Source organism: Isoptericola sp. NPDC056605, assembly GCF_042792795.1.
Classification (GTDB): Bacteria; Actinomycetota; Actinomycetes; order Actinomycetales; family Cellulomonadaceae; genus Isoptericola.
Window position 1 is genome coordinate 1 of record NZ_JBHTVT010000012.1, and the last position, 26,770, is coordinate 26,770.

The 26,770-nt window shown below is 70.9% G+C and carries 22 protein-coding genes and 1 tRNA gene; 13 read left to right on the forward strand and 10 right to left on the reverse strand.

Annotation, left to right across the window (positions count from 1 at the left end; all coding sequences use genetic code 11):
* Positions 1-34: 34 nt before the first annotated feature.
* The 6 genes from ACFQ8Y_RS13265 to ACFQ8Y_RS13290 form a co-directional block, all read right to left on the reverse strand.
* Positions 35-5,563, reverse strand: coding sequence for a choice-of-anchor G family protein (locus ACFQ8Y_RS13265; RefSeq protein WP_430585735.1), 5,529 nt, complete (start codon positions 5,561-5,563; stop codon positions 35-37).
* 286 nt (positions 5,564-5,849) lie between these two features.
* Positions 5,850-7,103: a beta-ketoacyl-[acyl-carrier-protein] synthase family protein gene (locus tag ACFQ8Y_RS13270; RefSeq protein WP_430550025.1), complete on the reverse strand. Its 1,254-nt coding sequence runs from the start codon at positions 7,101-7,103 to the stop codon at positions 5,850-5,852.
* A gap of 103 nt (positions 7,104-7,206) precedes the next feature.
* On the reverse strand, positions 7,207-7,458 hold the full coding sequence (locus ACFQ8Y_RS13275; protein WP_079574895.1) for an acyl carrier protein: 252 nt from the start codon (positions 7,456-7,458) through the stop codon (positions 7,207-7,209).
* 151 nt (positions 7,459-7,609) lie between these two features.
* Entirely contained in the window at positions 7,610-8,635 is a 1,026-nt protein-coding gene (locus ACFQ8Y_RS13280) for a beta-ketoacyl-ACP synthase III (RefSeq protein WP_430585736.1), read from the reverse strand.
* Positions 8,632-9,612 (reverse strand): ACP S-malonyltransferase, encoded by a 981-nt coding sequence (locus ACFQ8Y_RS13285; protein ID WP_430565096.1) that lies wholly within the window; start codon positions 9,610-9,612, stop codon positions 8,632-8,634. The genes ACFQ8Y_RS13280 and ACFQ8Y_RS13285 overlap by 4 nt, the downstream gene beginning before the upstream one ends.
* A gap of 125 nt (positions 9,613-9,737) precedes the next feature.
* A complete protein-coding gene (locus ACFQ8Y_RS13290) occupies positions 9,738-10,970 on the reverse strand; it encodes a PucR family transcriptional regulator (RefSeq protein WP_430550022.1) in 1,233 nt (410 codons plus the stop codon).
* Positions 10,971-11,069: 99 nt separating this feature from the next.
* On the opposite strand from ACFQ8Y_RS13290, the gene ACFQ8Y_RS13295 reads away from it, so the two are divergent.
* A complete protein-coding gene (locus ACFQ8Y_RS13295; RefSeq protein WP_430550021.1) occupies positions 11,070-11,744 on the forward strand; it encodes a hypothetical protein in 675 nt (224 codons plus the stop codon).
* A gap of 95 nt (positions 11,745-11,839) precedes the next feature.
* Here the strand turns inward: ACFQ8Y_RS13295 and aceE are convergent, their stop codons facing one another.
* Complete coding sequence (gene aceE, locus ACFQ8Y_RS13300; RefSeq protein WP_430585737.1) at positions 11,840-14,587, reverse strand: pyruvate dehydrogenase (acetyl-transferring), homodimeric type; 2,748 nt, start codon at positions 14,585-14,587, stop codon at positions 11,840-11,842.
* 381 nt (positions 14,588-14,968) lie between these two features.
* Between aceE and ACFQ8Y_RS13305 the strand changes: the two genes are divergently transcribed.
* The 5 genes from ACFQ8Y_RS13305 to ACFQ8Y_RS13325 all read left to right on the forward strand — a co-directional run bounded on the left by ACFQ8Y_RS13305 (position 14,969) and on the right by ACFQ8Y_RS13325 (position 17,738).
* Positions 14,969-15,379 carry a DUF3052 domain-containing protein gene (locus ACFQ8Y_RS13305; RefSeq protein ID WP_429764203.1) on the forward strand — a complete coding sequence of 137 codons (411 nt, stop codon included), beginning with the start codon at positions 14,969-14,971 and terminating at the stop codon, positions 15,377-15,379.
* 15 nt (positions 15,380-15,394) lie between these two features.
* Positions 15,395-15,871 (forward strand): peroxiredoxin, encoded by a 477-nt coding sequence (locus tag ACFQ8Y_RS13310; RefSeq protein ID WP_430563630.1) that lies wholly within the window; start codon positions 15,395-15,397, stop codon positions 15,869-15,871.
* A gap of 68 nt (positions 15,872-15,939) precedes the next feature.
* Positions 15,940-16,016 (forward strand) — tRNA-Val (locus ACFQ8Y_RS13315).
* Positions 16,017-16,310: 294 nt separating this feature from the next.
* A complete protein-coding gene (locus ACFQ8Y_RS13320; protein WP_430585738.1) occupies positions 16,311-17,390 on the forward strand; it encodes a tyrosine-type recombinase/integrase in 1,080 nt (359 codons plus the stop codon).
* Between the two features lie 120 nt (positions 17,391-17,510).
* Positions 17,511-17,738, forward strand: a complete 228-nt coding sequence (locus ACFQ8Y_RS13325) for a helix-turn-helix domain-containing protein (protein WP_430585739.1) — start codon at positions 17,511-17,513, stop codon at positions 17,736-17,738.
* 752 nt (positions 17,739-18,490) lie between these two features.
* Here ACFQ8Y_RS13325 and ACFQ8Y_RS13330 read toward each other — a convergent pair.
* Positions 18,491-19,114 carry a GNAT family N-acetyltransferase gene (locus ACFQ8Y_RS13330; protein ID WP_430585740.1) on the reverse strand — a complete coding sequence of 208 codons (624 nt, stop codon included), beginning with the start codon at positions 19,112-19,114 and terminating at the stop codon, positions 18,491-18,493.
* A 159-nt stretch (positions 19,115-19,273) separates the two neighbouring features.
* Here ACFQ8Y_RS13330 and ACFQ8Y_RS13335 point away from each other — a divergent pair, with 159 nt between their 5' ends.
* Positions 19,274-20,026 (forward strand): hypothetical protein, encoded by a 753-nt coding sequence (locus tag ACFQ8Y_RS13335; RefSeq protein ID WP_430585741.1) that lies wholly within the window; start codon positions 19,274-19,276, stop codon positions 20,024-20,026.
* A gap of 93 nt (positions 20,027-20,119) precedes the next feature.
* Here the strand turns inward: ACFQ8Y_RS13335 and ACFQ8Y_RS13340 are convergent, their stop codons facing one another.
* A complete protein-coding gene (locus ACFQ8Y_RS13340) occupies positions 20,120-20,524 on the reverse strand; it encodes a hypothetical protein (RefSeq protein WP_430585742.1) in 405 nt (134 codons plus the stop codon).
* A gap of 238 nt (positions 20,525-20,762) precedes the next feature.
* Between ACFQ8Y_RS13340 and ACFQ8Y_RS13345 the strand changes: the two genes are divergently transcribed.
* The 5 genes from ACFQ8Y_RS13345 (at position 20,763) to ACFQ8Y_RS13365 (ending at position 24,714) form a co-directional block, all read left to right on the forward strand.
* Positions 20,763-21,485 carry a hypothetical protein gene (locus ACFQ8Y_RS13345; protein WP_430585743.1) on the forward strand — a complete coding sequence of 241 codons (723 nt, stop codon included), beginning with the start codon at positions 20,763-20,765 and terminating at the stop codon, positions 21,483-21,485.
* A gap of 127 nt (positions 21,486-21,612) precedes the next feature.
* Positions 21,613-22,251: an RNA polymerase sigma factor gene (locus tag ACFQ8Y_RS13350; RefSeq protein WP_430585744.1), complete on the forward strand. Its 639-nt coding sequence runs from the start codon at positions 21,613-21,615 to the stop codon at positions 22,249-22,251.
* 179 nt (positions 22,252-22,430) lie between these two features.
* Positions 22,431-23,201, forward strand: coding sequence for a hypothetical protein (locus tag ACFQ8Y_RS13355; protein WP_430585745.1), 771 nt, complete (start codon positions 22,431-22,433; stop codon positions 23,199-23,201).
* A gap of 379 nt (positions 23,202-23,580) precedes the next feature.
* The gene (locus ACFQ8Y_RS13360) at positions 23,581-23,814 is read left to right on the forward strand and encodes a hypothetical protein (protein ID WP_430585746.1); all 234 of its coding nucleotides are present in this window, start codon (positions 23,581-23,583) and stop codon (positions 23,812-23,814) included.
* 18 nt (positions 23,815-23,832) lie between these two features.
* Positions 23,833-24,714 carry a hypothetical protein gene (locus ACFQ8Y_RS13365; protein ID WP_430585747.1) on the forward strand — a complete coding sequence of 294 codons (882 nt, stop codon included), beginning with the start codon at positions 23,833-23,835 and terminating at the stop codon, positions 24,712-24,714.
* A gap of 576 nt (positions 24,715-25,290) precedes the next feature.
* Here ACFQ8Y_RS13365 and ACFQ8Y_RS13370 read toward each other — a convergent pair.
* Positions 25,291-25,785, reverse strand: coding sequence for a DUF2199 domain-containing protein (locus tag ACFQ8Y_RS13370; RefSeq protein ID WP_430585748.1), 495 nt, complete (start codon positions 25,783-25,785; stop codon positions 25,291-25,293).
* 367 nt (positions 25,786-26,152) lie between these two features.
* On the opposite strand from ACFQ8Y_RS13370, the gene ACFQ8Y_RS13375 reads away from it, so the two are divergent.
* On the forward strand, positions 26,153-26,680 hold the full coding sequence (locus tag ACFQ8Y_RS13375) for a hypothetical protein (RefSeq protein ID WP_430585749.1): 528 nt from the start codon (positions 26,153-26,155) through the stop codon (positions 26,678-26,680).
* The last annotated feature ends 90 nt before the right edge of the window (positions 26,681-26,770 follow it).

Below are 26,770 nucleotides of genomic sequence, written 5' to 3' on the forward strand. Positions count from 1 at the left end.
TGCCGGGGCGGGGCGTCGTCGTGTCAGCGACCCGTCACGGCGCCGTACGGCGCCGGTTGGCCAGGACCGCGCCGAGGCCGCCCAGGAGCAGGAACAGGGCCACGACGCCGACGGTCGCGAGGTCGCCGGCCCCCGTCTGCGGCAGGGTGCCGCCCGGCGTCGTCGTCCCGCCCGGAGTCGTCGCGCCGTCGTCACCGGGAAGGCCACCGCCGGGAAGGCCGGTGTCGAGCACCACCTGGAAGGAGGCGGTCGTGGAGTCCTCCTCGCTGACGCTCGTCGCGGTGCCCGTGTGGCCGCCGAGGTCGAAGTCCGCCGGGACCACGAAGGTCCAGGTAGCGACCCCGTTCTCGTCGGCCGTCGTGACGGGCAGGGGGAGCGGGTCGGAGTTGATGACCGCCCGCACCTCCTCACCGGGCTCGAACCCGCCCGCGCTGAACGTCTGCGAGTCGCCGCGCTCGACCTCCGCCTGGGAGAACCGGGACGAGAGCTGACGCTCGCCGGCGGGCTCGGTGATCGTCAGGGGAGCTTCCGCCTCCGTCCCGTCGGGACCGCTCCCGACCACCGTGTGGTCGCCGGGCTCGGCGTCCTCGGGGATCGGCAGCTCGACGGTGCCGGACCCGTCCTCGCCGGCGACGCACTCGACGGGGTCGCCGACGGGCTCCCCGTCACGCCCGACGAGCTGCACCACGACGGTGCCCTCGCCGAAGCCGTCGCAGATCACCGTGACGGTGTCGCCGGGTGCCGCCGTGCCGGGGTCCACGTCGATCGACGGGTCGGTCGGCGTGGGGGCCGTGACCTCGAGCGGCACCTCGGCGGTCGCCCCGGCGCCGTCCTCGGCGACGACGGTGTAGTCGCCGGCCTCGGTGCCCGCAGGAACGGGCAGGTCGAGGGTGAACGTGCCGTCGTCGCCCACCCGGGTGGTGACGGGGTCGCCGACGGGGGTGCCGTCGGGGTCGGTGAGCTGGACGGTGACGTCCTCGCCGGGGGTGAAGCCCCCGCCCGAGAGGGACGTCGAGCCGCCGGCCGGGACCGTCCCCGGATCCACCGTGATCACGGGCACCACGGGTGCGGTGACCTCCAGCGATGTCTCGGCGGTGGCGCCCGAGGAGTCCTCGGCCACGACCGAGTAGTCGCCGGGGGTGGCGCCGGCCGGGACCGTGAGCTCGGTCTCGATCGTGCCGTCGTCGCCGGCGGCGACCGTCACCGGGCTCCCGATCGGGTTGCCGTCGGGGTCGGTGAGCTGGACGGTGACGTCCTCGCCGGGGGTGAAGCCCTCGCCGGTGACGGTGGTGGTGCCGCCGGCGGGCAGGGTGCCCGGGTCGGCGGCGACGGTCGGGGCCGCGGTCACGACCAGCGGTGCGTCGGCCGTCGCGCCGGTGACGTCCGTGGCGACGACGGAGTGGTCGCCGGGGGTGTTGTCGGCGGGCACCGGGACGTCGGCGGTGAATGTGCCGTCGTCGCCGGCGGTCACGGTGACGGGGTCGCCGACCGGTGCCCCGTCGGCGTCGGTGAGCTGGACGGTGACGTCCTCGCCGGGCGTGAAGCCGGTGCCGGTGACGGTGGTGGTGCCGCCCGCCGGGACCGTCGCCGGGTCGACGACGACGGTGGGCGCCGCCGTGACCTCCAGCGGTGCCTTGGCGGTGGCGCCGGAGGAGTCCTCCGCCACCACGGTGAGGTCGCCGGGCTCCGCGTCTGCCGGGACGTGGACGTCGGCGGTGATGCTGCCGTCGTCGCCCGCGGTGACCGTCACGGGGTCGCCGACCGCGTTGCCGTCGCCGTCCTCGAGGTGCACCGTGACGTCCTCGCCGGGGGTGAAGCCCTCGCCGGTGATGGTGGTGGTGCCGCCGGCGGGCAGGGTGCCCGGTTCGGCCGTGATCGTCGGGGCCGCGGTGACCTCCAGCGGTGCCTCGGCCGTCGCTCCGGTGACGTCCGTGGCGACGACGGGGTCGTCGCCGGGGGTGGCGTCGGCCGGGACCGGCAGGTCGACCTCGATGGTGCCGTCGTCGCCCGCCGTCGTCGTGACCGGGTCGCCGACCGGCGCCCCGTCCTCGTCGGTGAGCTGGACCGAGACGTCCCCACCAGGCGTGAAGCCCTCGCCCGTCACGGTGGTCGTGCCGCCCGCCGGGACCGTGCCCGGGTCGACGGCGACTGTCGGCGCGGCCGTGACCTCCAGCGGTGCCTCGGCGGACGCGCCCGAGGAGTCCGTGGCGACCACCGTGTGGTCGCCCGGGGCGGCGTCGGCCGGGACCGGCAGGTCGACCGTGATCGTGCCGCCCTCGGTCGCGGTCGCGGTGACCGGGTCACCGACCGGGGCGCCGGTGTCGTCGGTGAGCTGGACGGTGACGTCCTCGTCCGGCGTGAAGCCTCCGCCGGTCACGGTCGTGGTGCCGCCCGCCGGGACCGTGCCCGGGTTGGCGGCCAGGGCCGGCGGCCCGGTGACGGCGAGCGTGGCCCGTGCGGTGGCGCCGGTGACGTCGGTCGCCACGACGGTGTACGGCCCGCTCGGCGCGTCGTCGGGCACGGGCAGGGGAGAGGTGATCGTCCCGTCCGGGCTGGCGGACGCCGTGACGGGAGCGCCGATCGGGGCCCCGGAGGCGTCGGTGAGCTGGAGGCTCACATCGGAGTCCGGCGTGAAGCCCTCTCCGGTGACGGTCGTGGTGCCGCCCCCCGGGACGATGGCCGGGTCCGCGGCGATCGTCGGGGCCGCGGTGACCTCGAGCGGCGCGTCGGCGGTGGCGCCCGAGACGTCCGTCGCGACGACCGCGTAGTCGCCCGGCGTGGTCCCGGCGTCGGTCGGCAGGTCGACCTCGATGGCCCCCTCGTCGCTGGCCGTCGTGGTGACCGGGTCGCCGACCGGTGCACCGTCCGCGTCGGCGAGCTGGATCGTGACGTCGCCGCCCGGGGTGAAGCCGGTGCCGGTGATGGTCGTGCCCCCGCCCGCGGGCAGGGTGCCCGGGTCGGCGATGACCGTCGGTGCGTCGGTCACCGCCAGGGCGGTCTCGGCCGAGATGCCGGAGCCGTCCGTGGCGACCACGGTGTGGTCGCCGGGGGTGGCGTCGGCCGGGACCGGCAGGTCGACGTTGAACGCACCGTCGCCGGTCGCGGTCGTCGTCACGGGATCGCCGACCGGCGCCCCATCGGCGTCGGTGAGCTGGACCGTGACGTCGCTGCCGGGGGTGAAGCCCTCGCCGGCGACTGTCGCGGTGCCGCCGGCCGGGACCGTCGCGGGATCAACCGTGATGGTCGGGACGAGGACCGCGAGGTCCGCCTGCGCCGTCGCGCCCGACACGTCGGTCGCGACGACGGTGTGGTCGCCCGCGTCCGCGCCGCCCGGCACGGTCAGCGGTGTGGAGATCGAGCCGTCGGGGCTTGCGGCCACCGTGACCGGGTCACCCACGGCGGTGCCGTCGGGGGCGGTGAGCTGGACGCTGACGTCCTCGCCCGGGGTGAAGCCGGTGCCGGTGACGGTGGTCGTCCCGCCCGGGACGACCGTCGTCGGGTCGAGGGCCAGAGCCGGGGCGTCGGTCACCGCGAGGGCCGTGTCGGCCGTGGCGCCCGTCGATGCGTCCGTGGCCACGACCGTGTAGCCGCCGGCGGCGGTGTCCGCGCCGGTGGGCAGGTCGACGGAGATGGTGCCGTCGTCAGTCGCGGTGGTGGTGACGGGGTCGCCGACGCGATCGCCGGCGTCGTCGGTGAGCTGGACGGAGACGCCGCCGCCGGGGGTGAAGTTCTCGCCGGTGATCGTGGAGGTGCCGCCGGCCGGGACGGTGCCCGGGTCGGCCGCGATGCTCGGGGCAGCCGTGACGGCGAGCGGCGTCGTCGGCGTCACGCCGGACGGGTCGCCCGAGGCGGTCACGGTGTGGTCGCCGGCCGCGGTGCCCGAGTCGACGGGCAGCGGGACCGTGAAGGTGCCGGAGCCGTCCGACGTGACGGGGACCGGGACGCCGACGGGCGCGCCGTCGGTGTCCGTGAGCTGCACGGTCAGGTCGGTGTCGGGGGCGAAGCCGGAGCCCGTGATCGTGCTCTGGGCGCCCGCCTGGACCGTCGCAGGGTCGGCGGCGATCGTCGGCGCCGCGACGGCGCGCACGCTCGCGGAGGCCAGGTTCACGGTGGCGAGGTCGTCGCCGGTGCCGAGGGACAGCAGGCGCAGCGACAGGGCGCGCTCGGTGAACGACTCGATGCCCGACGGGTCCTGGTCTGGCAGGTCGCCCGGCTGTTCCTGGACGTTGCCGGTCAGCGAGACGACTCCCGTGAGCACGTCCAGGACGGGCCCGACGACCTCGTCCGCAAGGTCTCCCGTGACGCCGTCGAGCGTGCTCTCCAGCGTGTCGACGAGGGTGAAGACCGCACCGACCGGCGCGAGGAGGGCGTTGACGACCGCGGACGCGAGCGCCTGCGTGGAGCCGAGCCCGAGAGCACCGAGCAGGGTGTTGACGAGTGCGGTGCTGCCGAGGACGTCGACGTCCGCGGTGGCGGTGCCGGCGTCGATCTCCGCGAGGCTGGCGTCGAGGTCGAGGCTCAGGACGTCCGTCCACGTGAGCACGGAGAACACCTGGAAGTCGATGTCCACGCTGACGGCGGTGGCCTCGACGGCGGCGCGCACGCCGTCGGCGACGTCCTGCACGACCGACGTGATGGTGCTGGTGACGGCGTCGGAGATCGCGGCGACCACGTCGCCGTTGAGGATCTCGTAGTTGGCCGGCAGCTCGTTGAGGTCGGGCAGGTCCGGGTCGTCCGCGAGCAGCTGCTCGAGGTCGACCCTGACCTCGCCGGTCTCGAGGTTGACCTGGACGGCGCCGTCGCCCACGAAACCGGTGGGCAGCGCCTGCGTGAGGTCCGGGACCGTGACGTCCACGGCACCGGTCGAGCGCGCGACAGCCAGGTTGACGTTGATCAGGCCGTTGAGCGCCGTGGTGAGCGTGCCCTCGAGGCCGTCGAGGGACGACTGCACCGGGGTGATGGCGTCCTGGAGCTGGGTGTAGACGTTGCCGACGAGGGGGCTGGTGAGGTCGAGGGTCGCGCCCGCGATCTGGTAGTCGCCCGTCGGGTCGGAGCCGGGCTCGGCCTGGGCCGTCGCGGAGAGCGCGCCGAGGGAGAGGGCGAGCTGCGAGACGGTGGAGTCGCGCAGGACCTCGGGCACCAGCGGCGTCAGGGACACGGTGGCGTCGGCCGGGAACTGCTCCGAGCCGCCCACCGAGATGGCGCCCTGGTCGGTCACGGCGCCCGAGGCGGAGGTGGAGCCGTCCTCGTCGGCGCCGGCGTACTGGTTCACCGCACCGAGCTCGACGATGCCGTCCGGGCCGAAGAGCTGGAGCGTGTCGGTGAGGTCGACGTCGAGCGTGTTGAGCACGTCGGCGGCGAGCGGGTTGGTGTCCGGGGAGGTGCCCGACGGGTACGCGGCGTCGGCGCCCTCCACCTCGGCGATCGAGTCGAGGTCCACGTTCCCGAGGATCACCTCGCCGCCGAGGAACTTGCCCAGCGACTCCGCCACGTCGGTGGGCGCCGCGGACGCACTCGGGGCGCCCGCGAAAGCGAGCGCCCCGAGCACGGCTGCTGAGGTCACACCGGCGGTGAGGTTCCGCAGAGCGTCGCCGCGCGGTCGGGATCGTGGCGGGGGAGCCGCCCCGTTCCCGTGAGCTGTCGTTCGACCCTGCTCCGCATGACGGCGCGCACGTGCCATCGGTCTCCCCCTTGGACCTTGACTGCGGCACACCGACGTTGGTGGCCTCGGGCGCCAACATAGGTTGCTCGGATCATGCAGGCACCACGAGGGACAAACCGACCCGGACGACGAGTCCGGGCATCAGGGACAGGTGTTGCGGACGGTGCGACGCGGGCGGTACGGACCCTCAGGCGCTCGTCACCGTGAGGGCGACGTTGTGGCCGCCGAAACCGAACGAGTTGTTGAGCGCCACGATGTCGCCGTCGGGCAGCTTCTCCGGGGTGGCCCGCACCAGAGGCACCTGGAGCTCGGGGTCCGGGTTCGCCACGTTGATCGTGGGCGGGGCGAGGCGCTCGTGCACCGCCTTGACGGTGAAGAGCGTCTCGAGCGCGCCGGCGCCGCCCAGCAGGTGGCCGGTCATGGACTTGGTGGCCGAGAGCCGCACGTGGTCGGCCTCGCCGCCCATGAGGGTGCGGATCGACGCGGTCTCGGTGAGGTCGCCGACCTTGGTGGAGGTGGCGTGCGCGTTGACGTGCACGACGTCGCGCGACGTCACGCCGGCGTCCTCGAGCGACCGGCGCATCGCGGAGACCTGTCCGGTGCCTTCGGGGTCGGGAGAGGTGATGTGGAAGGCGTCGGCGGAGAGGCCGACGCCGGCGATCTTCGCGTAGACGCGGGCACCGCGGGCGGCGGCGTGCTCCGCGCTCTCCAGCACCACGATCGCGGCGCCCTCGCCGATGACGAAGCCGTCGCGGTCGACGTCGTACGGTCGCGAGGCGCCCTGCGGGTCGTCGTTGCGCAGCGAGAGCGTGCGCGACGCGGCGAAGGCCGCGATGGGCATCGGGTGGATCGTCGCCTCGGTGCCGCCGCACACGACGACGTCGGCCCGGCCGGCGCGGATCATGTCCACGCCGTAGCCGATCGCCTCGGCGCCCGACGCGCAGGCGGACACGAGGGCGTGGGCCCCGGCCTTGGCGCCGAACTCGAGCGACACGTAGGCCGCGGGGGAGTTCGGCATGAGCATCGGGACGGTCATGGGAAGCATCCGGCGGGCGCCGCGCTCCTTGAGCGTGTCCCAGCCGTCGAGCGTGGTCCAGATGCCGCCGATGCCGGAGGAGACCACGGCGCCCAGCCGCTCGCCGTCGACCTCGGGGGCGCCGGCGTCCTGCCAGGCCTCGCGGGCGGCGACCATCGCGTACTGCGTGGACGGGTCCATGCGCTTGGTCTCGGGCCGCGAGAGGACCTGGTCGGGCGTGACCTTGATGGTGGCGGCGAACGTGACGGGGATCCCGTACTTCTCCGACCAGTCGTTGTCCAGGGTGCGCGCGCCCGACTCACCCGCGAGGGCGGCAGCCCAGGTGCTGGGAGCGTCGCCACCGAGCGGGGTGGTGGCGCCGAGGCCGGTGACGACGACGTCGCGCGAGGCGGGTGCGGCAGTCATGGGTGGGTCACTCCTGAGGTGAGAGCGGGTACGAGTCGTTCAGGTTGCCGGGCGGGCCGGGGTCACCGGCCCGCCCGCGCGGCGGGGCGAGCGCCCCGCGGCGTCACGCGGCCTGCGCACCCTCGATGTACGAGACGGCGTCGCCGACCGTGGTGAGGTTCTTGACCTCGTCGTCGGGGATGCGGACGCCGAACTTGTCCTCGGCGTGGGTCACGATCGTCATCATCGACAGCGAGTCGATGTCGAGGTCGTCCGTGAACGACTTCTCCGACACGACCGCGTCCGTGGGCAGACCGGTCTCCTCGGCGACGATCTCGGCGAGGCCCTCGAGGATCTCCTGGGAGGTGTAAGCCATGGGGTGCGTCTCTCCTTGAAACGGGGTACCGGCCGTCCGGCACCGTGGGGTGTTGCGGTGCGATTGTCCCGCACCACGGGGGTCGGTCACGACCCCGGGCGACCGATCGCGCGACCTGTCGCGCGACCGAGTGCCAGGGTCGCACCAGAGGTTAGGGCAGCACCACGACCTGGGCCGCGTAGACGAGGCCGGCGCCGAAGCCGATCTGCAGGGCCAGGTCGCCGGAGCGGGCCTGCCCCGCGGAGATCAGCCGCTCCGTGGCGAGCGGGATCGACGCGGCGGACGTGTTGCCGGTGTCGGCGATGTCACGTGCCACGACGACGCTCTCGGGCAGCCGCAGCTGCTTGACGAGCTGGTCGATGATGCGCATGTTCGCCTGGTGCGGCACGAAGACCTGGACGTCCTCGGGCTCGACGCCCGCCTCCGCCATGGCCTTCGCCGCGATCGGGGCCATCTGGAAGCTGGCCCACTTGAAGACGGTCGGGCCGTCCTGGCGCAGCGTCGGCCAGCCGGCCGTCGGCTCCGCGCGGAGGTCCGACCAGCCGCGTGTCTGCGAGATGGCCTGCGACTTCGCGCCGTCCGACCCCCACACCGTCGGGCCGATGCCCGGGGTGTCCGAGGGGCCGACGACGGCCGCGCCCGCGCCGTCGCCCAGCAGGAACGAGATGGAGCGGTCCGTCGGGTCGACGAAGTCGGACATCTTCTCGGCGCCGATCACCAGCACGTGCCGGGCGGCGCCGGAGCGGACGAGGGCGTCCGCCTGGCCGATCCCGTAGGCGTAGCCCGCGCAGGCGGCCGAGACGTCGTACGCGGCGGCCGGGGTGGCGCCGAGGCGCTCCGCGAGGACGGCGGCGCCCGCCGGCGTCTGGTGGAAGTACGTCACCGTGGACAGGATCACCACGTCCACGTCCGCGCCGGTGAGGCCGGCGGCGTCGAGCGCCCTGCGGGCCGCCGCCTCGGCCAGGTCGAGCACGTCGACGTCCGCGGCGGCGTACCGGCGCGTGACGATGCCCGTGCGCTGGCGGATCCACTCGTCGGAGGAGTCGATCGGGCCGGCGACGTCGTCGTTCGTCACGACGCGCTCGCCGCGCTCGCCCGCGATCGCGAGGATCCGCGAGAAGCGGACGGGCTCGGCCTGACGGAGCGTGCGGCGCGGCCCGGGGAGCGACTGGCTCACGCGGCGGTCCCGGCGCCCGCGGCGACCGAGTGGCGGGAGATGAGGTCGCGCGCGGCCTCGACGTCGTCGGGGGACTTCACGGCGACCGACTCGACGCCCTTGAGCGCGCGCTTGGCCAGGCCGGTGAGGACCCCGCCCGGGGCGAGCTCGAGGATGCCGGTGACGCCGCGCTCGGCGAGCGTCGCCTGGCACAGGTCCCAGCGCACCGGCGCGGTGACCTGCGCGACGAGGCGCGCGAGGACGTCCGTGGCGGTGCCGTGACCGTGGGCGCCGGTCCCGAGCGTGTCGTAGGACGCGCCGTCGGCGTTCGACAGCAGCGGCAGCCGCGGGTCGGTGGCGAGCCAGCCGGTCGCGACCTGCTCGAACGCGACCCTGGCCGACTCCATGAACGGCGTGTGGAACGCGCCCGCGACCTGCAGCGGGATCACGCGGGCGCGGGTCGGCGGGTCGGCGGCCAGCGCAGCGAGGCGCTCCAGGTCGCCGGCGGCGACGACCTGGCCGCCGCCGTTGACGTTCGCGGGGAACAGGCCGGCGGCCTCGATCGAGGCCAGGACCTCGTCGGGGTCGCCGCCGACGACGGCGCTCATGCCGGACGGCGCGGCCGCGGCGGCCTCCGCCATCGCGCGCGCCCGGTGCGAGACCAGGCCGACGGCGCCGGCGTCGTCGAGCGCGCCCGCGACGGCCGCGGCGCTGAGCTCGCCGACCGAGTGGCCGGCCGTGACGTCCACGACCTCGGTCGTGGGGCGCCCGTCGAGGACGGCGCGCAGGGCGAGGAGCGACGACGAGACGATCAGCGGCTGGGCCACGGCGGTGTCGCGGATCGTGTCCGCGTCCGACGTCGTCCCGTGCTGGGCGAGGTCGGTCCCGGCCGCGGCCGAGAAGGTGTCGAGCAGGTCGGCGGTGCCGGGCAGCTCCAGCCAGGGGCTGAGCATCCCGGGGGTCTGAGAGCCCTGTCCAGGGCAGACGACGGCGAGCACGTGCCCACGGTGTCACCCCGCGGCGGGGGTGCGTCGTCGCGACGCGCACGAACCTGGTGGAAAGCGATTGTGGGAAACCTCCAAGGACGCGCGCGTCGCACGGGCCGAGACCGTGCCCGGCGCGCTCAGCCGGCGCCCGGGTCCCCCTCCAGCTGCCCGAGGGCCAGGGCGATCTGGAGGACGAACGACTCGCGGGCGTCGAGCGGGTCCCAGCCGGTGATCTCGGAGACCTTGCGCAGCCGGTAGCGCACGGTGTTCGGGTGCACGTACAGGCGGCGTGCGGCGGCCTCGAGCGACCGGCCCGTGCCCAGGTAGGCGGACAGCGTCTCGAGCACGGAGCCGGACGCCTCCTGCAGGGGGCGGTACGCCTGGGCCACGAGGGTGCGGCGCGCGGTGACGTCGCCGGTCAGCACGCGCTCCGGCAGGATCTCGTCGGCGAGCACCGGGCGCGGCGCCTGCGGCCAGGCGGGCGCGGCGGCCAGCCCGGCGAGGGCGGCGGCCGCGGACGCCGCGGCGTCCGAGACGTCGGGCACGACGCCGCCGATCACGACGGGCCCGGGACCGAAGCGGTCCAGGAGCGACGTGGCGGCGGCGACGAGGTCGCCCTCGCCGCCCAGCACGAGCACGAGACGGTCGCCGTGGATGCCGACCAGGGCGTCGCCCGCGGCGCGGCGTGCGAGCCGCCGCAGCTCCGCCGTGCGGACGTCGTCGAGCCGCGTCGTCGCCTCGCCCACCACCACGAGGGCCTGGCCGCGGCCGCTCCAGCCGAGCGCCGAGACGCGCGAGCGGAGCGAGTCGTCGCCGTCGCCGCGCACCAGCGCGTCCACCACCAGCGCCTCGAGGCGGGCGTCCCAGGCGCCACGCACCTCGGCGGCGCGGGCGTAGACCTCGGCGGCGGAGAAGGCGATCTCGCGGGAGTACCGCAGCACCGCCTCGCGCAGCTCGCGCTCGTACCCGGGGGCCGCGATCTCGTCCGAGTGCTGCTCCACGACGTCGACCATGAGGCGGACGAGCTGCAGCGTGTGCTGCAGGGAGATCGAGCGCGTGAGCTCGGGCGGCGCGGCGGCGAACATCTCGCCGACGCCGTGCGGGGTGGGCGTGGGCTCGGCGAACCAGCTCACGAAGGCGTTGATGCCGGACTGCGCGACCAGGGCCACGTACGACCGGTCCTCCGCCGGGAGCTGCCGGTACCAGTGCACGTCCTCCTCGAGGCGGCGCATCGCGGTCGAGGTGAGCAGCCCCATGCCCTCCCGCACGCGCTGCACGTTCTCGCCCCGGGAGACGGGAGTGCCGTCCGCGCTGCCCTCGGGGACGGCGGTCCCGTCGGTCGTGGAGGTCGGGGTGCCGCTGCTCGTCATGGGTCGAGGATACGGGCGTGGTTGTGGGGAGTGCACAAACGTCCGGGCGGTCGGAGCGGGGCCCGGCCGTGGCGGGGGTCATTGGATAGTGTCGGTGCTATGGCCCTCATGCCCCGGCTCCGGCAGCTGCTGCGCCGGCCGTTCTCCGCCTCGACGGTGGCCGCGCGCCGGCCGTCGCCCGCCCAGGAGCACGGGGACACGGTGCCCGAGGACGCGCTGCGGGCCATCCTCACCGACGACCCCAACGACGCGCCCGCCTTCCGGGCGCTCGCGGAGATCGTGCGCCGTCGCGCCGCCGAGTCGCCGAACCCGGAGGACCCGCTCACCGCCCCGGCCGACGAGGCCGCGCAGCAGCGCGCCGCCGACCTGGCCGTGTGGTCGCTCGCGGAGGAGCTCGCCGGTCACCCGCGCGGGTGGCGCCCGCTGCTCGAGCTCGGGCGCCTGTCCGTCGCCGACGACCCGGAGGGCGCGGCCCGGCGCCTCGCCACCGCGGCCGAGCGCGACCCGGGCGGCGAGGCCCTGGCCGAGGGCCTGGCGATCCTGCGCGACGCCGGCATGCCCACCGAGGCGCTGGGTCTCGGCATCGGCCACTGGCGCGCCCGCGAGCACACGCCCGAGGTGGGTCGGCAGCTCGTGCTCGCGGCCCTCGAGGCCGGTCGCGTCGCGGAGGCGCGCCAGCACCTGGAGTCGCTCGCCCAGCACCCCGGCACCGCCGCGCTGCGGGCGGAGCTGGCTCGCGTCGTGGCCGCCCGCGAGCAGACCTCGACGATGTAGCCCCACCGTCGTCGCCCGACGGTCCGGCACGGCCGGAGACAGCACGAAGGCCCCGAGCCGTGCGGCTCGGGGCCTTCGTGCGGTGCGGCGCTGCGTCAGCTGTCGCCGCCGGCGACGCCGGACGTGCCGGCGTTGACGTCGAGCAGGCGGTACTTCTCCACCGCCTTGGCCACGACGTCGGCCGGGACCTCGCCGCGACGGGCGAGCTGCTGCAGCGTCTTCACGACCATCGACGGGCCGTCGATGAGGAAGTAGCGCCGCGCGGCCGCGCGGGTGTCGGAGAAGCCGAAGCCGTCCGCACCGAGCACCGCGTAGTCACCCGGCACCCAGGCGCGGATCTGGTCCGGCACCAGGTGGTCGTAGTCGCTGGTGGCGACGAACGGACCCTGGGAGCCCGACAGCTTCTGCGTGACGTACGGGGTGCGCGGCTCCGCGGCCGGGTCCACGAGGGCGTCCTTCTCCGCGGCGAGCGCGTCACGACGCAGCTCGTTCCAGCTGGTCACCGACCACACGTCGGCCGACACGCCCCAGTCCTCGGCGAGGAGCTGCTGCGCCTCGAGCGCCCACGGCACGCCCACGCCGGAGGCGAGGAGCTGGGCCTTGGGGCCCTCGACGTCGGACGTCGCGATCCGGTGGATGCCGCGGAGGATGCCGTCGACGTCCACGTCCTCCGGCTCCGCCGGCTGGATCATCGGCTCGTTGTACACCGTGAGGTAGTACATGACGTTCTGGTCGCGGCCGTCGGACCCGTCGCCGTACATGCGCTCGATGCCGTCGCGCATGATGTGGCGGATCTCGTAGCCGTACGCCGGGTCGTACTGGACCATCGCCGTGTTGGTGCCGGCGATGAGCGGCGAGTGGCCGTCGGCGTGCTGCAGGCCCTCACCGGTCAGGGTGGTGCGTCCGGCGGTGGCGCCGATGATGAAGCCGCGGGCGAGCTGGTCGCCGGCCGCCCAGAACTGGTCGCCCGTGCGCTGGAACCCGAACATCGAGTAGAAGATGTAGACCGGCACCATGGCCTCGCCGTGCGTCGCGTACGACGTGCCGACGGACTGGAAGGCGGCGGCGGAGCCGGCCTCGTTGATGCCGGTGTGCATGATCTGGCCGGACTCGGACTCCTTGTAGCTCAGCATGAGCTCGCGGTCCACGGCGAGGTAGTTCTGCCCCTGCGTGTTGAAGATCTTGGCGCTGGGGAAGATCGCGTCCAGACCGAAGGTGCGGGCCTCGTCCGGGATGATCGGCACGACGCGCTTGCCGAACTCCTTGTCCTTGATGAGGTCCTTGAGCAGGCGCACGAAGGCCATCGTGCTGGCGACGTGCTGCGTGCCCGAGCCCTTCTTGAGGATCTCGTAGGCCTTCGGCTCCGGGAGCGTCAGCGGCTTCGGCGTCGAGCGGCGCTCGGGCAGGAAGCCGCCCAGGTGCCGGCGGCGCTCCAGCATGTACTGGATGCCCTCGTCGTCCATCCCCGGGTGGTAGTACGGGGGCAGGTACGGGTCGGCGTCGATCTGCTCGTCCGTCAGCGGGATGTGCAGGTTGTCGCGCAGCGCCTTGAGGTCGGAGTTCTTGACCTTCTTCATCTGGTGCGTGGCGTTGCGGCCCGCGAAGCTCGAACCGAGGGCGTAGCCCTTGACCGTCTGCGCGAGGATCACCGTCGGCTGGCCCGTGTGGGCCCGGGCCGCGGAGTACGCCGCGTAGATCTTGCGGTAGTCGTGACCGCCGCGCTTCATGTTCCAGATGTCGTCGTCGGTCATGTTCTCGACGAGGGCCTTCGTCCGCGGGTCGCGGCCGAAGAAGTGCTCGCGGATGAACGCGCCAGACTCCGCGCGGTACGTCTGGTAGTCGCCGTCGGGCGTGGCGTTCATGAGGTTGACCAGGGCGCGGTCCTTGTCCGCGTTGAGCAGGGCGTCCCACTCGCGGCCCCAGACGACCTTGATGACGTTCCAGCCGGCGCCCTTGAACTGGGCCTCCAGCTCCTGGATGATCTTGCCGTTTCCGCGCACCGGGCCGTCGAGGCGCTGCAGGTTGCAGTTCACGACGAACGTCAGGTTGTCGAGCTGCTGGTGCGCCGCCTGCTGCAGCATGCCGCGCGACTCCGGCTCGTCCATCTCGCCGTCGCCGAGGAACGCCCAGACGTCCTGCTGGCTGGTGTCCTTGATGCCGCGGTTGTGCAGGTACTTGTTCGTCCACGCCTGGTAGATCGCCGACGCCGGGCCGAGGCCCATCGAGACCGTCGGGAACTCCCAGAAGTCCGGCAGCATGCGCGGGTGCGGGTACGAGGGCAGGCCGCCGCCGGCGTGGGACTTCTCCTGGCGGAACCCGTCGAGCGTCTCGGCCGACATGCGGCCCTCGAGGAAGCTGCGGGCGTACTGGCCGGGGGAGGAGTGCCCCTGGAAGTACACCTGGTCGCCGCCGCCCGGGTGGTCCTTGCCGCGGAAGAAGTGGTTCAGGCCCACCTCGTACAGCGTCGCGACGGACGCGTAGGAGGAGATGTGGCCGCCCACGGAGATCTCGGGGCGCTGCGCGCGCGTCACCATGACGGCCGCGTTCCAGCGGATCCACGAGCGGTAGCGCCGCTCCATCGCCTCGTCGCCGGGGAAGTACGGCTCGTCGTGCACGGCGATCGTGTTGACGTAGGGCGTCGCGAGCGTCGCGGGGATGTGCACGTTGCGCTCCCGCGCGCGGCGCAGCAGGTTGAGCATGACGTAGCGCGCCCGCGGGCCGCCCTTGTCGTCGATCAGGCCGTCGAACGACTCGACCCACTCGCCGGTCTCGGCGGGGTCGATGTCCGGGACGGCGCTGAGCAGGCCGTTGATCAACGGTCCGGTCTCGTCGTACGAAGCCACCAGCAACCTCTCTCATCTTCGGACGGTGTGCGGCACATGGTCGCCGCCCCGGTCCGTGTCAGGCATCCCGTCGTGAAGGCACCATGGCGCGTGGTCGCGACGGTGCGGACCACGAACGGGTGGTCATCACTCATTGTGTCCCCAGACGGCCCGGGGGAACACCATCGGGCGGTCAAGGATCCGTGATCTACGTCATGCCGCAGGTCGTCGATGTTGCCGAGGTCACTGTGCAGCCCCGCTCCGAGCAAACCACGGGCGTGTGGGGGTTGCCGGGCGGACGTGCTTCCGGTGGACTACGTTGGCGCACACGACAGACGTGCGCCCCGCGCGCGCGTCCGTACGTGTCGGTGATGGTCAGACGGAGAGGAACGAAGGTCCAAAGTGGGTAAGCAGGCGGAATCCCCGGCAGCTCGATTCGGGTTCACGCCCGGTCAGGTCGTGCAGGAGTTCGGGTGGGGAGACGACGTCGACGACGCGCTGCGGGCCGAGGTCGAGGCCGCGGTCGGGAGCGAGCTCGTCGACGAGGACTACGACGACGTCACCGACGGCGTCATCGCGTGGTGGCGCGACGAGGACGGCGACCTCACGGACATGCTCGTCGACGTCCTGACGGTGCTCGACGACGGCGGCCTCATCTGGCTGCTGACGCCGAAGCCGGGGCGCGACGGCCACGTCGGCCACGACGAGATCCAGGAGGCCGCGACCACCGCCGGCCTGCACGCGACGAGCACCTTCGCGGTCGCGCCCGACTGGTCGGCCACCAAGCTGGCCAACCGCGGTCGTGGGCGCTGACGCGGTGACCGGCCGGTGACGGCCTCGGCCCCCGAGGTGCGCCGGCGCGCGGGCGACCCCGCTCCCGACTTCACGCTGCCGGACACCCACGGCACGCCCGTGCACCTCGCCGACCTGCGCGGCGAGCCGGTGCTGCTCGTGTTCTTCCCGTTCGCGTTCTCGGGCATCTGCACCGGTGAGCTGTGCGAGCTGCGCGACAACATCGAGGACTTCGAGGCGGCCGGGGTGCGGGTGCTGGGCGTCTCCACCGACCCGGTCTTCACGCTCAAGGCCTGGCACGAGCAGGAGGGTTTCGGCTTCGACCTGCTCAGTGACTTCTGGCCCCACGGCGCCGTCGCCGACGCCTACGGGGTTTTCGACCCCACCAGCGGCCACGCGCTGCGCGGCACGTTCCTCGTCGACGCCGACGGGATCGTGCGGTGGTCGGTCGTCAACCCGCGCGGCCAGCGGCGCGACCTCCAGGCCTACCGCGAGGCGCTCGCCGAGATCTGACCCTGACGAGGGCCGCGCGGCTGTCCGGCGGGCGCTCCGTCGCCGGGTATTCTTTGCTGCGCTGTCCAGGGCCTGTAGCTCAGCTGGTCAGAGCGCCACGCTTACACCGTGGATGTCGGGGGTTCGAGTCCCTCCGGGCCCACCACCCCTCGTTTTACGGTCCTGACCTGCATCTTTGCTCCGACCGCTCGTGGACTCGAGTGGACAGTTCTACCCCCACAGGGGCATTCCTACCCCCACCAGACCCCCACAGGGTTCCGGTGCCGGCGGCACACCTTCCTCGCTGAGGGAGGTGTGTGACGTGACTCGACCTACTTCGCGAAGGCTGTTCGGAGAGCTCGAGGCGCGTCGCAGCCGGAGCACCGGCAAGGTGACCGGCTGGCGCGCGCGGTACTGGGGACCAGACCTCGGTCGACATACGCGGACCTTCGGGGACCGGATGGCCGCCGAGGCCTGGCTCGTCGACGAACGCCGGCTCATCGACCGCGACGAGTGGCTCCCGCCCGACCGGCGCGATGCCGTCGTCGAACGCCTCACGCTTAGCGAGTGGGCCACCGAGTACATCGAGGCCCGGACCCTGGCGCCCGGGACGCTGCGGGACTACTCGCGGATCCTGCGGGTGCACATCGACCCGACGATCGGCACCAAGTACCTCGACGAGGTCACCGTGGCCGACGTCGCGGCATGGCACGCCCGGCTCAAGAAGGATCTGCGAACACGAGCCCGGAACGCGAAGCGGACGACCGACGGCTCGGGGGAGGCCGCGCAGACCTACAAGTTCCTGTCGGCCGTGTTCAAGGCGGCGATCGCCCGCGGGCTGCTCGACGCCTCGCCCGCACGCGTGGTCGCAGGCGGGCGGCACAAGCGGCAGCGGCAGCCGGTGGTGCTCAGCGCGGCGGAGGCCCAGGCTCTCGCTCAGGCGCTGCCCGAACACCTGCGGGCGCTGGCCGATTTGCTGAGCTGGACAGGACTGCGCATCGGCGAGGCCCGCGCGTTGCGGCGTCGGGACGTGGACCTGCGTGACCTGGCGTCGGCGACCGTCAGCGTGGCGCAGAACGTCTCGCAGGGCGGCAAGGGCATCAACGCCGTCGTCGGGCGGGTGAAGACCGACGCCGGCTACCGGACGGTCGCGATCCCGGAGACGCTGGCGCTCGTCCTTAAGGCCCACATCGAGCGGTTCGCCCAGCCCGGACGCGACGGGCTGCTGTTCCCCGGTAGGTCTGGGGGAGTGCTGCCCGAGGGCACCTGGCGGTACGCGTGGATCCGCGCACGCGAGAAGGCGGGTCTGCCCGACGTGCGCACGCACGATCTGCGGCACACCAGCCTGACCATGGCGGCTCGGGCCGGCGCGACCACCGCCGAGCTGATGCACCGCGCCGGGCACTCGGAGGCCCGGGTGGCGATGATCTACCAGCACGCGGCCGCCGACCGGGACCGCATGATCGCCGAACGCATGGCGGCCATGGCTCGCGAGGACGAGCTGGCCGCGCGTCGTGCACGAGGTGCGGCGTCGGGGTGATGAGGGCGGACCGTGGAGAGCATCGCGGTGCCGTCGGATACGGAGTCCACCCGTGGCGCCGTGTGCACACCTGAGTCGTGAAGGGCGGTGCGAGCGCTCCGCCCGGGGAGGAGCGGGATCATGCGATCGTCAGACATCCAGAGGCCGGCGCGAGGCCACGGGAAGCTCGTCGCCCTCGCCGACGCGGCAGAAGAGTTCAGCGTCTCGGTGAAGACGATCCGCAGGCGCATCGCCGACGGCACCGTCACGGGGTACCGCGTGGGCAGGCTCATCCGCGTCGACCTCGATGAGCTGCGCGAGCGGCTCGCGGTGGCCATCCCGGCCACGAAGGGGCACTTCGGGGCGTGACCGCGGGCGGGGCTGCGGTGGCCGTCTGTGCGTCCCGACGTCGCGCCTGCGTGCGAGGCCGCACCTCGGTTTCTCGATCGGGGACTCGCGGGGTTGGCGCCGCCCGTTCGTGGCGCACAACAGCGAACATGCAGGTCGCACGGTGGTGTGGAGTCCGCACCACCGTAGGCTCCCCCAAAAGGCGCGGGCCGGGCGACTCCGCGGCGCCGTTCGTTCTGGCGAGAGGGTTCCGAGCCGGTGCAGAAGTGCGCGGCCAACGACGGTGGTTGTGAATCACCACCACCGTGGCGTTCACCCAGACGAGCGGCACCCCACGGTGGTGACGACTCATCACCACCATCCCTTCCGGTGCAAGGTCCCTGGACCGGAAGGCAGGCGAGGACCCGGCGGGTGCCTGGGTCCGCTCGATCACCGTAGAGGTTCGATCCATGCCGCGGATCGTCCCTCGAGCGCGTTACCGAAAACGTACGGGGTAGCTACCCCGTTCGCACCCTTCGGGGAGGTATCGGTGCAGGTCATCCTGCGTACGGGGATCGGTTGCGCGAGATTCTGATCTTCCGAAGTGACGTTCATTCGAATCCACCGAGGTCGCGAGCTTGGATGTGCTGCCCCGGTTCAATCGGGGAAGGTCATCAAGGGCCACCTCGGGGCGCTCGTCGACGAAATCAGGGTTATCGGACAGGAACGCGTGTGCGAGTTGCATCTGATGCAACACCTCGCATCTCGCGGCGATGGCCGCGTCTGTGCGCCGGTCAGGATTGGGTGTCGCGCTGGGCAGTCCGCAGACGCACCCCTGGCGACCCGTCGATCTGTTTCACGAAGAAGTGCTGATTGGCCTCCGCGTTCAGCACCACCTGCTGCCGCCCGCGACCGGCGACGGACACCTTGCTCTCGGACGTCAGGAGGCCGCCGAGCGCGCCCACGGAGAAGCCGTTCGAACGCCAGAATTGCGCGGCGGACTGGTACGCCTGGCCGTACAGGGACACCACGCCGGCTTCGCGCGCCTGGCCCTCGATCATCTCGACGAGTCCGCCGCCGATCCCGTGACCGGCGTACGGCTCGGCAACCGCGATGGCGTTGATGCACCACCAGGGTTCCTCTACGCCGTAGTCGTCGGCGAGTGCGGCATCGACCCATGCGAAGGCGACGAGGTTCTCCGTTCCGTCGGTGCGCGCGTCGTGCACCACCGGGGAGTACCGGTCGCGTGGGTGGCTCCCAGGGCCGAACCGATCGGTCCGATCCCAGGACGACCGGTCGTGCAGGTGGCTCATGGTCGGCAAACGCCGCCGCGCGAGCTCCTCGATCGCGGGCACGTCACGCTGGCAGCCGATACGCACCTGCAGGTGAGGGTCCTTGGGGGTCGTGCTCTCGCTCACACCGCCAGAACCCTATCCCACCCGCGCCGCCTCCGATCAGGCACTGTTGTGATCCTCGAGCCGTAGTGCATCATCAGGCCCATGCCGCTTCGATCACCGAAGTTCCTCGACGCCGAGACCCTGTTCGCGCTGGCGGACTACGCCGAGGTCGCTGTCCCGATGGCGCAGGAGATCACCGAGCGCACGACCAAGGCGCGCAAGGGCACTGGCCGCGTCGGCCCACGGGCCGCGCAGCTCGGTGGAGAAAGCGGCAGCGAGGTCGAGATCCAGACGAGTTACACGCTCCAACCCCGCGAGAAGGCCGCCGTCAGCAAGGTCCTCGACGGCCTGGTCGCGGGCAACCACGTCGAGCTGCCGCGCGGTGACCTGCCCCTGCACAAGGACCTTCCCCTCGTGCTGGAGGGCACCGCACGACTGACGACCGCGTCGATCGCCGGAAAGCTGCTGTACGTCGCACTGCAGGCGATCCAGTCGTCGGAAACCTCGCTCGACGATCTGGTGTCCGCGAAGATGCCGGACAGCGTCGCCCAGGGCCTCAAGAACGTGTACCTGGGGAACGAGCTGGTCCCGATGCCGATGCTCTTCGAGCTCGAGAGCACCGGGCTCGAGCCCCGGGTCCTCCTTAGCCTGCGTCCTGGGCACTTCGTCGACCAGGCCGTGCCTGACCATGTCGAAGGCGAGGTCGGCGTCCTGGGCACGGTGGAGACACTCGTCTACGATGATGCGTTCACCAGCGCCGAAAAGTGGCTCCTGCACGGCTGGGAGTGGCTCGTGAAGCGCACGTTGATGACCACGATGGACGACACCGTCGCGTCCCTCGCGAACAGCCTCGACGTCGACCTTCCGGTCGACGACGTCCAGGCGTACATCCAGGGCCCCGCCGTGGTTGTTGACGCGGTCGCTGTGTACTAGGCGGACTCTGCACCGCACAGGCCCCGCCCGGCCCAGATGCGCGACCGGCGTGGTGGTCCGGCACCGCGCGGCGTGGTCCGCAGCGTCCGCGCGCTACGGGAACAGTGTGAACTCGTGCTTCGTGTACTCCGTGTCGACCCCGAGTCCTGGAGCGACCTGTTTCGGAGGCCCGGTCCGGGAGCCGTGGTAACGGCCTGCGCACGAGCATTCACATTTCCACAGGGTGTCGGGTGACGCGTTCCAGCACACCTCGACGCACTTGGTCTGTGCCGAGCCGTGCAGGGCCACGCTGACGGGCTGCCCGAGGGCACCTGGGAGCTCGTCCAGCAGCACCGGCAGGTGTTCGCGCGCCACCTCGAAGCACTTCAGGTCCCGGTTGTAGTCAGGCCGTGTCCTCAGACCGCACATGTCCTTGAGCAGCTGGTAGTTGCCGCCGCCGCCGCGGAACGGGAGCCAGACCCGCACCCGGCCATGCAGCGGGCGGACGATCCTGGCCATGCCACGAACGTAGCGCGACTGAAGCGCCTCGACCTGCCGGGCGAGGCGTTCTCACGCCCCCGACCAGCGTTGATTCGGCACAATGGGATCTGTCCGGACCGCTGCGTCCGGGCAAAAGAGAACCCCGGCCGCTTCATGGCTCGTGTCCAGAGAGGCGGATCCGGGGAGTTCCGTTCGAACCTAACACAGGCTGCAGAGATTCCTGTAGAGGTTTCCGTCACGAGTTTCGAGGAGCGGCATGGACCACCAGCACGTCGAAGCGCTGGTGCGCGCGGTCGGCCCGGACCGGTTCGCGTCGTATCTCGCGGCCGCGGCCGACGACCGCGAGTTGGCCTGTCGCCTGTATGTGTGGGACCGGGACCTCTCGGCCGCACTCCTGGCCGACATCGCGATCGTCGAGATCGCCCTTCGCAACGCGATCAATCACCAGCTCGTGGCCGCGCATGGACCGGAGTGGTACACCCAAGACATCGGGCTGGATGCCCGCTCCCGCAACAGCCTCACCACCGCCTGGCGACGGCTCACCAAGAGCGGCCGGCGAGTCCCTGGCAAGGTAATCGCGCAGCTCATGTTCGGTTTCTGGGCCGACCTGCTGGACGCCGGTGGCGAGATCGGCGACGCACCGCAGTCATCCAAGGCCGACTACGAGCAGATGTGGCGCGCCGGGCTCCATCGGGCGTTCCCCGGAGGACGGACCGAGGCAGCGATGCTCGGCGAGCAGTTCACCCGGTCATGGACACACTCCATCGCGTCCACGGTGCACGCCGTGCGCAACCGATGCGCTCACCACGAGCCGCTCATCCGCGGAATCCCCTTGCCCGGGCAGGACCGGCGGATCACCGTGCAGGACGGCTACGACGCCTGCGTCCTGCTGTTGCGAACCATCGACCGCAACCTCGCGTCATGGCTCGAGAGCAGCTCGTCAGTACCGGACACCCTAGGCACGAGACCGACGAGCTGACCGGAGCCGTGGGTCTGCTGCACGGATAGGTGACACCCCCACGTGTGGTGCCTTCGGGTCCTGCTGTAACGGTCCCCATGCTGGCGGACATGTAGAGGGTGTGAGGGATTCCAGAAAGGGGGGCCGGGTGCCGGCGCATGGGCGGTCGGATCCGCCACTCGACGATGGCAGGTTTGCTGCGCTGTTCGAGGAGACCAATGATGCGCTGCTCGCCTATGCCCTACGCCGGGTGGTGGTGCCTGAGGACGCGGCCGACGTTGTCGCTGAGACGTTCTTGGTCGCTTGGCGGCGAATCGACGAGGTGCCAGCGGGGCCTGAGTCCCGCGCTTGGCTTTTTGGTGTCGCGAGGAGGGTCCTGGCCAATCATCGGCGCGGTGAGCGGCGTAGGAATGCCCTGGCTGATCGGCTGCGATCTGAGATTGAGCTGATCGTGCCGAGTCTCGATGCGGGAGGGCTGAGCGAGGTCGAGCGCGCACTCGAGTGCCTGAACGACGACGACCGGGAGCTCCTTCGCCTGGAGGCCTGGGATGGCCTGGCCCGTGACGAGATAGCCCGTGCCCTTGGTCTGACGCGTCCCGCTGTGAGGGTGCGCCTCCATCGCGCACGCAAACGTCTCCGTGAAGAGCTCGATCGCGGCGCCAGCCCGCCACCTCAGCTGCGGCCAACACCTGAACCGTCTCGGCCCGCTCACACGGCAAGCAAGCCGCAGCTCCGACGACCGAATCGCGAAGTGCTCGCGAGCAAGCCACGAATAGAGGAGGCGTGATGCGAGACGTGAGAACGGAGCTACGGGCCGCAGACCCCCTGCGCCATGCCGACCGGTCTGCGATCGCGCCCGAAGCCTGGAGCGACCTTCGAACAAGGATCGAAGCAACACCCGCCCACGCGCCCTCGCCCGCGAGGATGTCGCGCCAGGTCACCGGAAAGCGGCGCAAGCGTGTGATCGTGACGAGCGCGGTTGTTGGGACGTTGGCCCTCGGCGGCGTGGCGTACGCAGCGATCGTCCAGGAGCCAACGGGTGTGGTGTCGTGCCGTCCGGATGGGGGCAGCGAGACGAACGGGGCGCTCTCAACGCCCTTGGCCACGGGAGATCCGATCGCCGACTGCGCAAACGCGCTCGAAGATGCCGGGAACCCCGACATCAAGAACCCTGTCGCGTACCAGGACGGCAGCCTAATTGTCGTGGTCCCGTCCAACCTTGTGCCAGACGGCGTCACCCCGATCGACTCTCGCTACGTCGTACGTCCCGAAGTTCGCGAGCTCGAGAGCAGCCTGCAGGACTGGGTCGACGGCGGGTACGTCTGCCGTGATGTCGACGAACAGCGTGCCTGGGCCGAAGGGGAGCTGAAGAGGCTCGGACTCGACGACTGGTCGGTCGTGCGTGCACCAGACAGCGTGAACGACTCCTCGAAGCCGTGCGCGCTCATCACCGACGAGACCAAGGGAGTCCTTCAGATTCGTGCAGCCGAGGACCAGCACTCCATCGTCTTCGAGGACGGGGAGTGGCCACTGTCCGACGACCTTCATGCGGCGTTCAAGGGCGATTGCCTTTCGCTCGACGAAGCGGGCAAGCTCGCTGACGAACTGATCTCGAAGTACTACGAGGAGACGTGGCCCACGACGCTAGTGCCTGACGAGACCAGTTCCTGCGCTCGAGTGGACGCCACCATCGGAGGGGACGTGCAGGTCATCGTCTACGGCCCGACCAAGAGCTAGCCCCCCGAGCGCAGACGGCGTCGTCCCCGCAGCGAAGAAATTTCACCCGCTCCTGCGGTGGTGCGGTCCAAGCGCAAACCCTAGGTTCGGACGCGCCGGGGCAAGTTGCCCCTGGATACCGCTCACCGTGGGACGACGTCGTCTGCGCCAGGTCGTGGACAGCGCTGTCCCCGACCTCGAAGGAGCCCTTGTGCCGAAAACACTCACACGTAGGCAGCGCCTCGTACGCCGAATCGCAGTGATACTCGGAACTCTCTCGTTGACGGCGACTATCGCTCCTGCAGCCAGCGCCGCCACCATCCAAGGGTGTACGCAGGGATATGCGTGCTTCTACCACAGTGCCGACTACGGATTCCCCCGGGATGCGTACGCCAATAGCATGACCAACGTCGGAAATATTGGCTACGGCGCCGTTAGCAACGGCTCCAAATGCCGCACGCTCTGGTACAAGGGCACGGGCTACAGCGGAGAATGGTTCTACATGCTTCGCGCACTCGACCTCTCCAACTACAAGGATCCCTACCTTCGCAACGGTGCTGGCACAGGGAAGTACTCGAGCAACAACTTCGAGAAGCAAGTTAGCTCGCTTCGATTCACCGACTGCATTTCCTGAACCTCGGAGGCTAGACCAATGAAAAAAGTCCACAAGTCGGCGATGTTCGCGGCGCTAGCGGGGACCACGGCTGCAGTGGTTGCACTGTCGATCTCTGCCGGCACCGCCTCGTCTGAGAATCTTGCCGAGCCGGGACCGCTGGTAGCAGGCGCCGCCAAGGTCGACCTGGCGGCTGGGAAGATCACACGCCCTAGCGAAGAGTACTTCCCCACGCAGCAAGAGCACGAAGCGATCTTCAACGCACACACGTTGGCAATCGCCAACTGCGCGGAGCGCAACGGCATCGCCTATCACTACGGTGAGATCATTCCGGAGACCGAAACCGACCGTGACTACGGCCTGTGGGTCCCCGCCGCGGCGAAGCAGGCAGGATATGCTCCCGTCGAATCGGAGGAGAAGAAGCAGGCTGTCGCCGAGACGCTCTCCGGAGAGTCGGATGTCGAGATCAGCGACGCCGACTTCGCAAAGCTCGAGCAGAACTGCGCCAACGACCCGGACGTCCTGCGCCTCACCGAACACAAGGGAAGCGGCCCCTGGTCTGAAGGTCTGGGCAACGCGTGGACGGCGTTCCAGTCTTCCGATGTTTACAACACCATCCGCAATGAGTGGGCCAAGTGCCTCAGCGGGAACGGCATCGATGCCGCCTCCGACACCAGGACCCTTGACGCGGCAGTCCCCAGGGATGCCTACCTGACCTCGTCCGCTGCAACACGAGACGTCGCAATCGTGGACGCGAACTGTAAGCAGAGCATCGACATGATCCAGCGCCTTGCCGATCTCCACGCCGCATACGAGGCCCCCGTGCTCGACGAGTGGAGCTCCGAGCTGTCCGCCCTGCACGACAAGTACGAGCAGCAGGTTGCGGACGCAGAGGCCTACCTGGCCAAGAACGGCCACTAGACAAGGAATATCTCTCCTAGACACGCCTGAGGGGCAGGGCCCGCCGAGATCCGCGGAACTCTCCGCGGTCGAAACGGGTCCTGCCCTTGCGCGAGTCGGATTTTCGACCCGCCCATCGTTCCTACATTTATCGTCCCCCTCAAGTCCCTGCTGAACACGAACAGCTCGAACTACGGGGCCTCGCGGTCCCGGAGGGCCTCGTCGATGAAGCGCTCAACCGTCAGGTCGCGTCCGTGGCGCGGCTGATGGGTGTAGAACCGCGGCAGGCGCTGTGTTATGCGCCGGACGACGCGGGAGAGCGGGTCGCGACCGTGCTGGCCGAAGGGCTCACCGGGGCACACAAGAACGGGCATACAGGGCGTATCTGACATAACGACGGTTATCGTTAGCTAAGAGTGCGAGCTGCATCTGATGCAAGAACCCGCACCTCGCGACGAGATCCGCGTCTGTGCAGGTCAGGGCGCCTGCCGCTCTGTCGTGGCGTGGCCAGAGATCCCCTAGTCCTTGCCGTGTCGCCGCAGTTCACCGCAGGTTTCGTGCATCTGATGCAGGATTCCTCGGAAGGACGGCCGTCGTTCAGGCGGGAGGCTGGTCCAAGACCAACTGGTGATCCCACTCGCGACCAAGGACGGCCGAGAGCAACTCATCGCTGCTGCCTACGCACCACGGAGACACATCAGGATCGAGGACGGCAAGCTCTACAGGTGCCGCCAACATCCCCCACGGCTCGACAGCGTTCGCGAGTCGACCGCTGAGCCGCAATTCCGCATACTCCGGCTTCCACCAGACCTTCGCGGCGTGCTGCAGATCATTGGGATGGACCCCGACCCAGACGCCGAATCGAACGGAATACCCGCCAGTCAACTGCACGGGGAGTAGTGCCCGAACGAACGCACCCATCGAGGGCACCTGCATCATGACCGACTCCGAAGCGGAGGGACCACTCATCCAGAACCCGTCGGTCTCCTCGCGCTCGGGGAGGTTCAGCACAGGATCGGGAAGTGAGAACCGAACGTCACGCTCATGCGCGGCCAGCTCGCGTCCGCACGAGGGACAGGTAGAAGCCGTCATCCAGCGAATGCTAGCGCCTCTAGCCCCCGCAATCTGGCGGATCCTCGTCCCATCAGGTTCGGTCACGACGGCCCTGGACCGCCACTCAGACGAGAGGAACTCGCACGTCACGAGCACGCGCCTCTACCAGCTGACTAGTGCGAGTTGCTTCTGGTGTAAGGGGTCGCACGATCACAGGCGACGGACGGCCGGCTTTCGCTGTGCGTGCCGCCCGTCGCCGTGCAGCGCCGTCAGTTCGCCAGGTGCGTGGTGTAGAACTCGGTGAGCTTGTCGACGGCCTGGGCGACGTGCTCGTCGCGGTAGTAGAGGTCGACGTGGGTGGCGTCATCGATGTCGAAGGGCTCGGCGTTCTCTCCTGCCTTGGCGGGTGCTCGACGCGATCACCGACGCACCTGCCTTCGTCCACACCTCCACCGGAGATCTCCTCGCCGCGAATGCCCTCGGCCGAGCCGTGTTCTCCCCGCTGTACGACAGCGACGTCACGTCACGGGCTGCCCCGAGCACGCCCCGGTTCCTGTTCCTCGATCCTGCGGCACGGGACTCCTTCACCGAGTGGGAGGACTCCGCGGCGGACACGGTCGCCCACCTTCGCGCCACCGACGGCGAGCACCCGGACGACCCCGTGCTGCAGGCCCTCATCCACGACCTCCGTCGCGACAATGAGGTCTTCCGTGGGCTGTGGAGCTCGCACGACGTCCGCTACCACCACGTCGGATTCAAGGCGATCCATCACCCCGTTGTTGGCGACCTCGCACTCACCTACGAACAGATGCCGCTCCCGGCCGACCCAGGACAGAGCCTCGTCGTCTACGGCGCGGAACCCGGCTCACGGACGGCTGATGCGTTCCGTCTCATCGCGAGTTGGTCGGCCAGGCGCAGCAGCCACAGCAACTGACGTCTCCCGCGGCCACCTGATCCAAGACCAGGAACTCGCACCTCACGAGTACGCACCACTACCAGTCGACTGGTGCGATGCATCTGATGC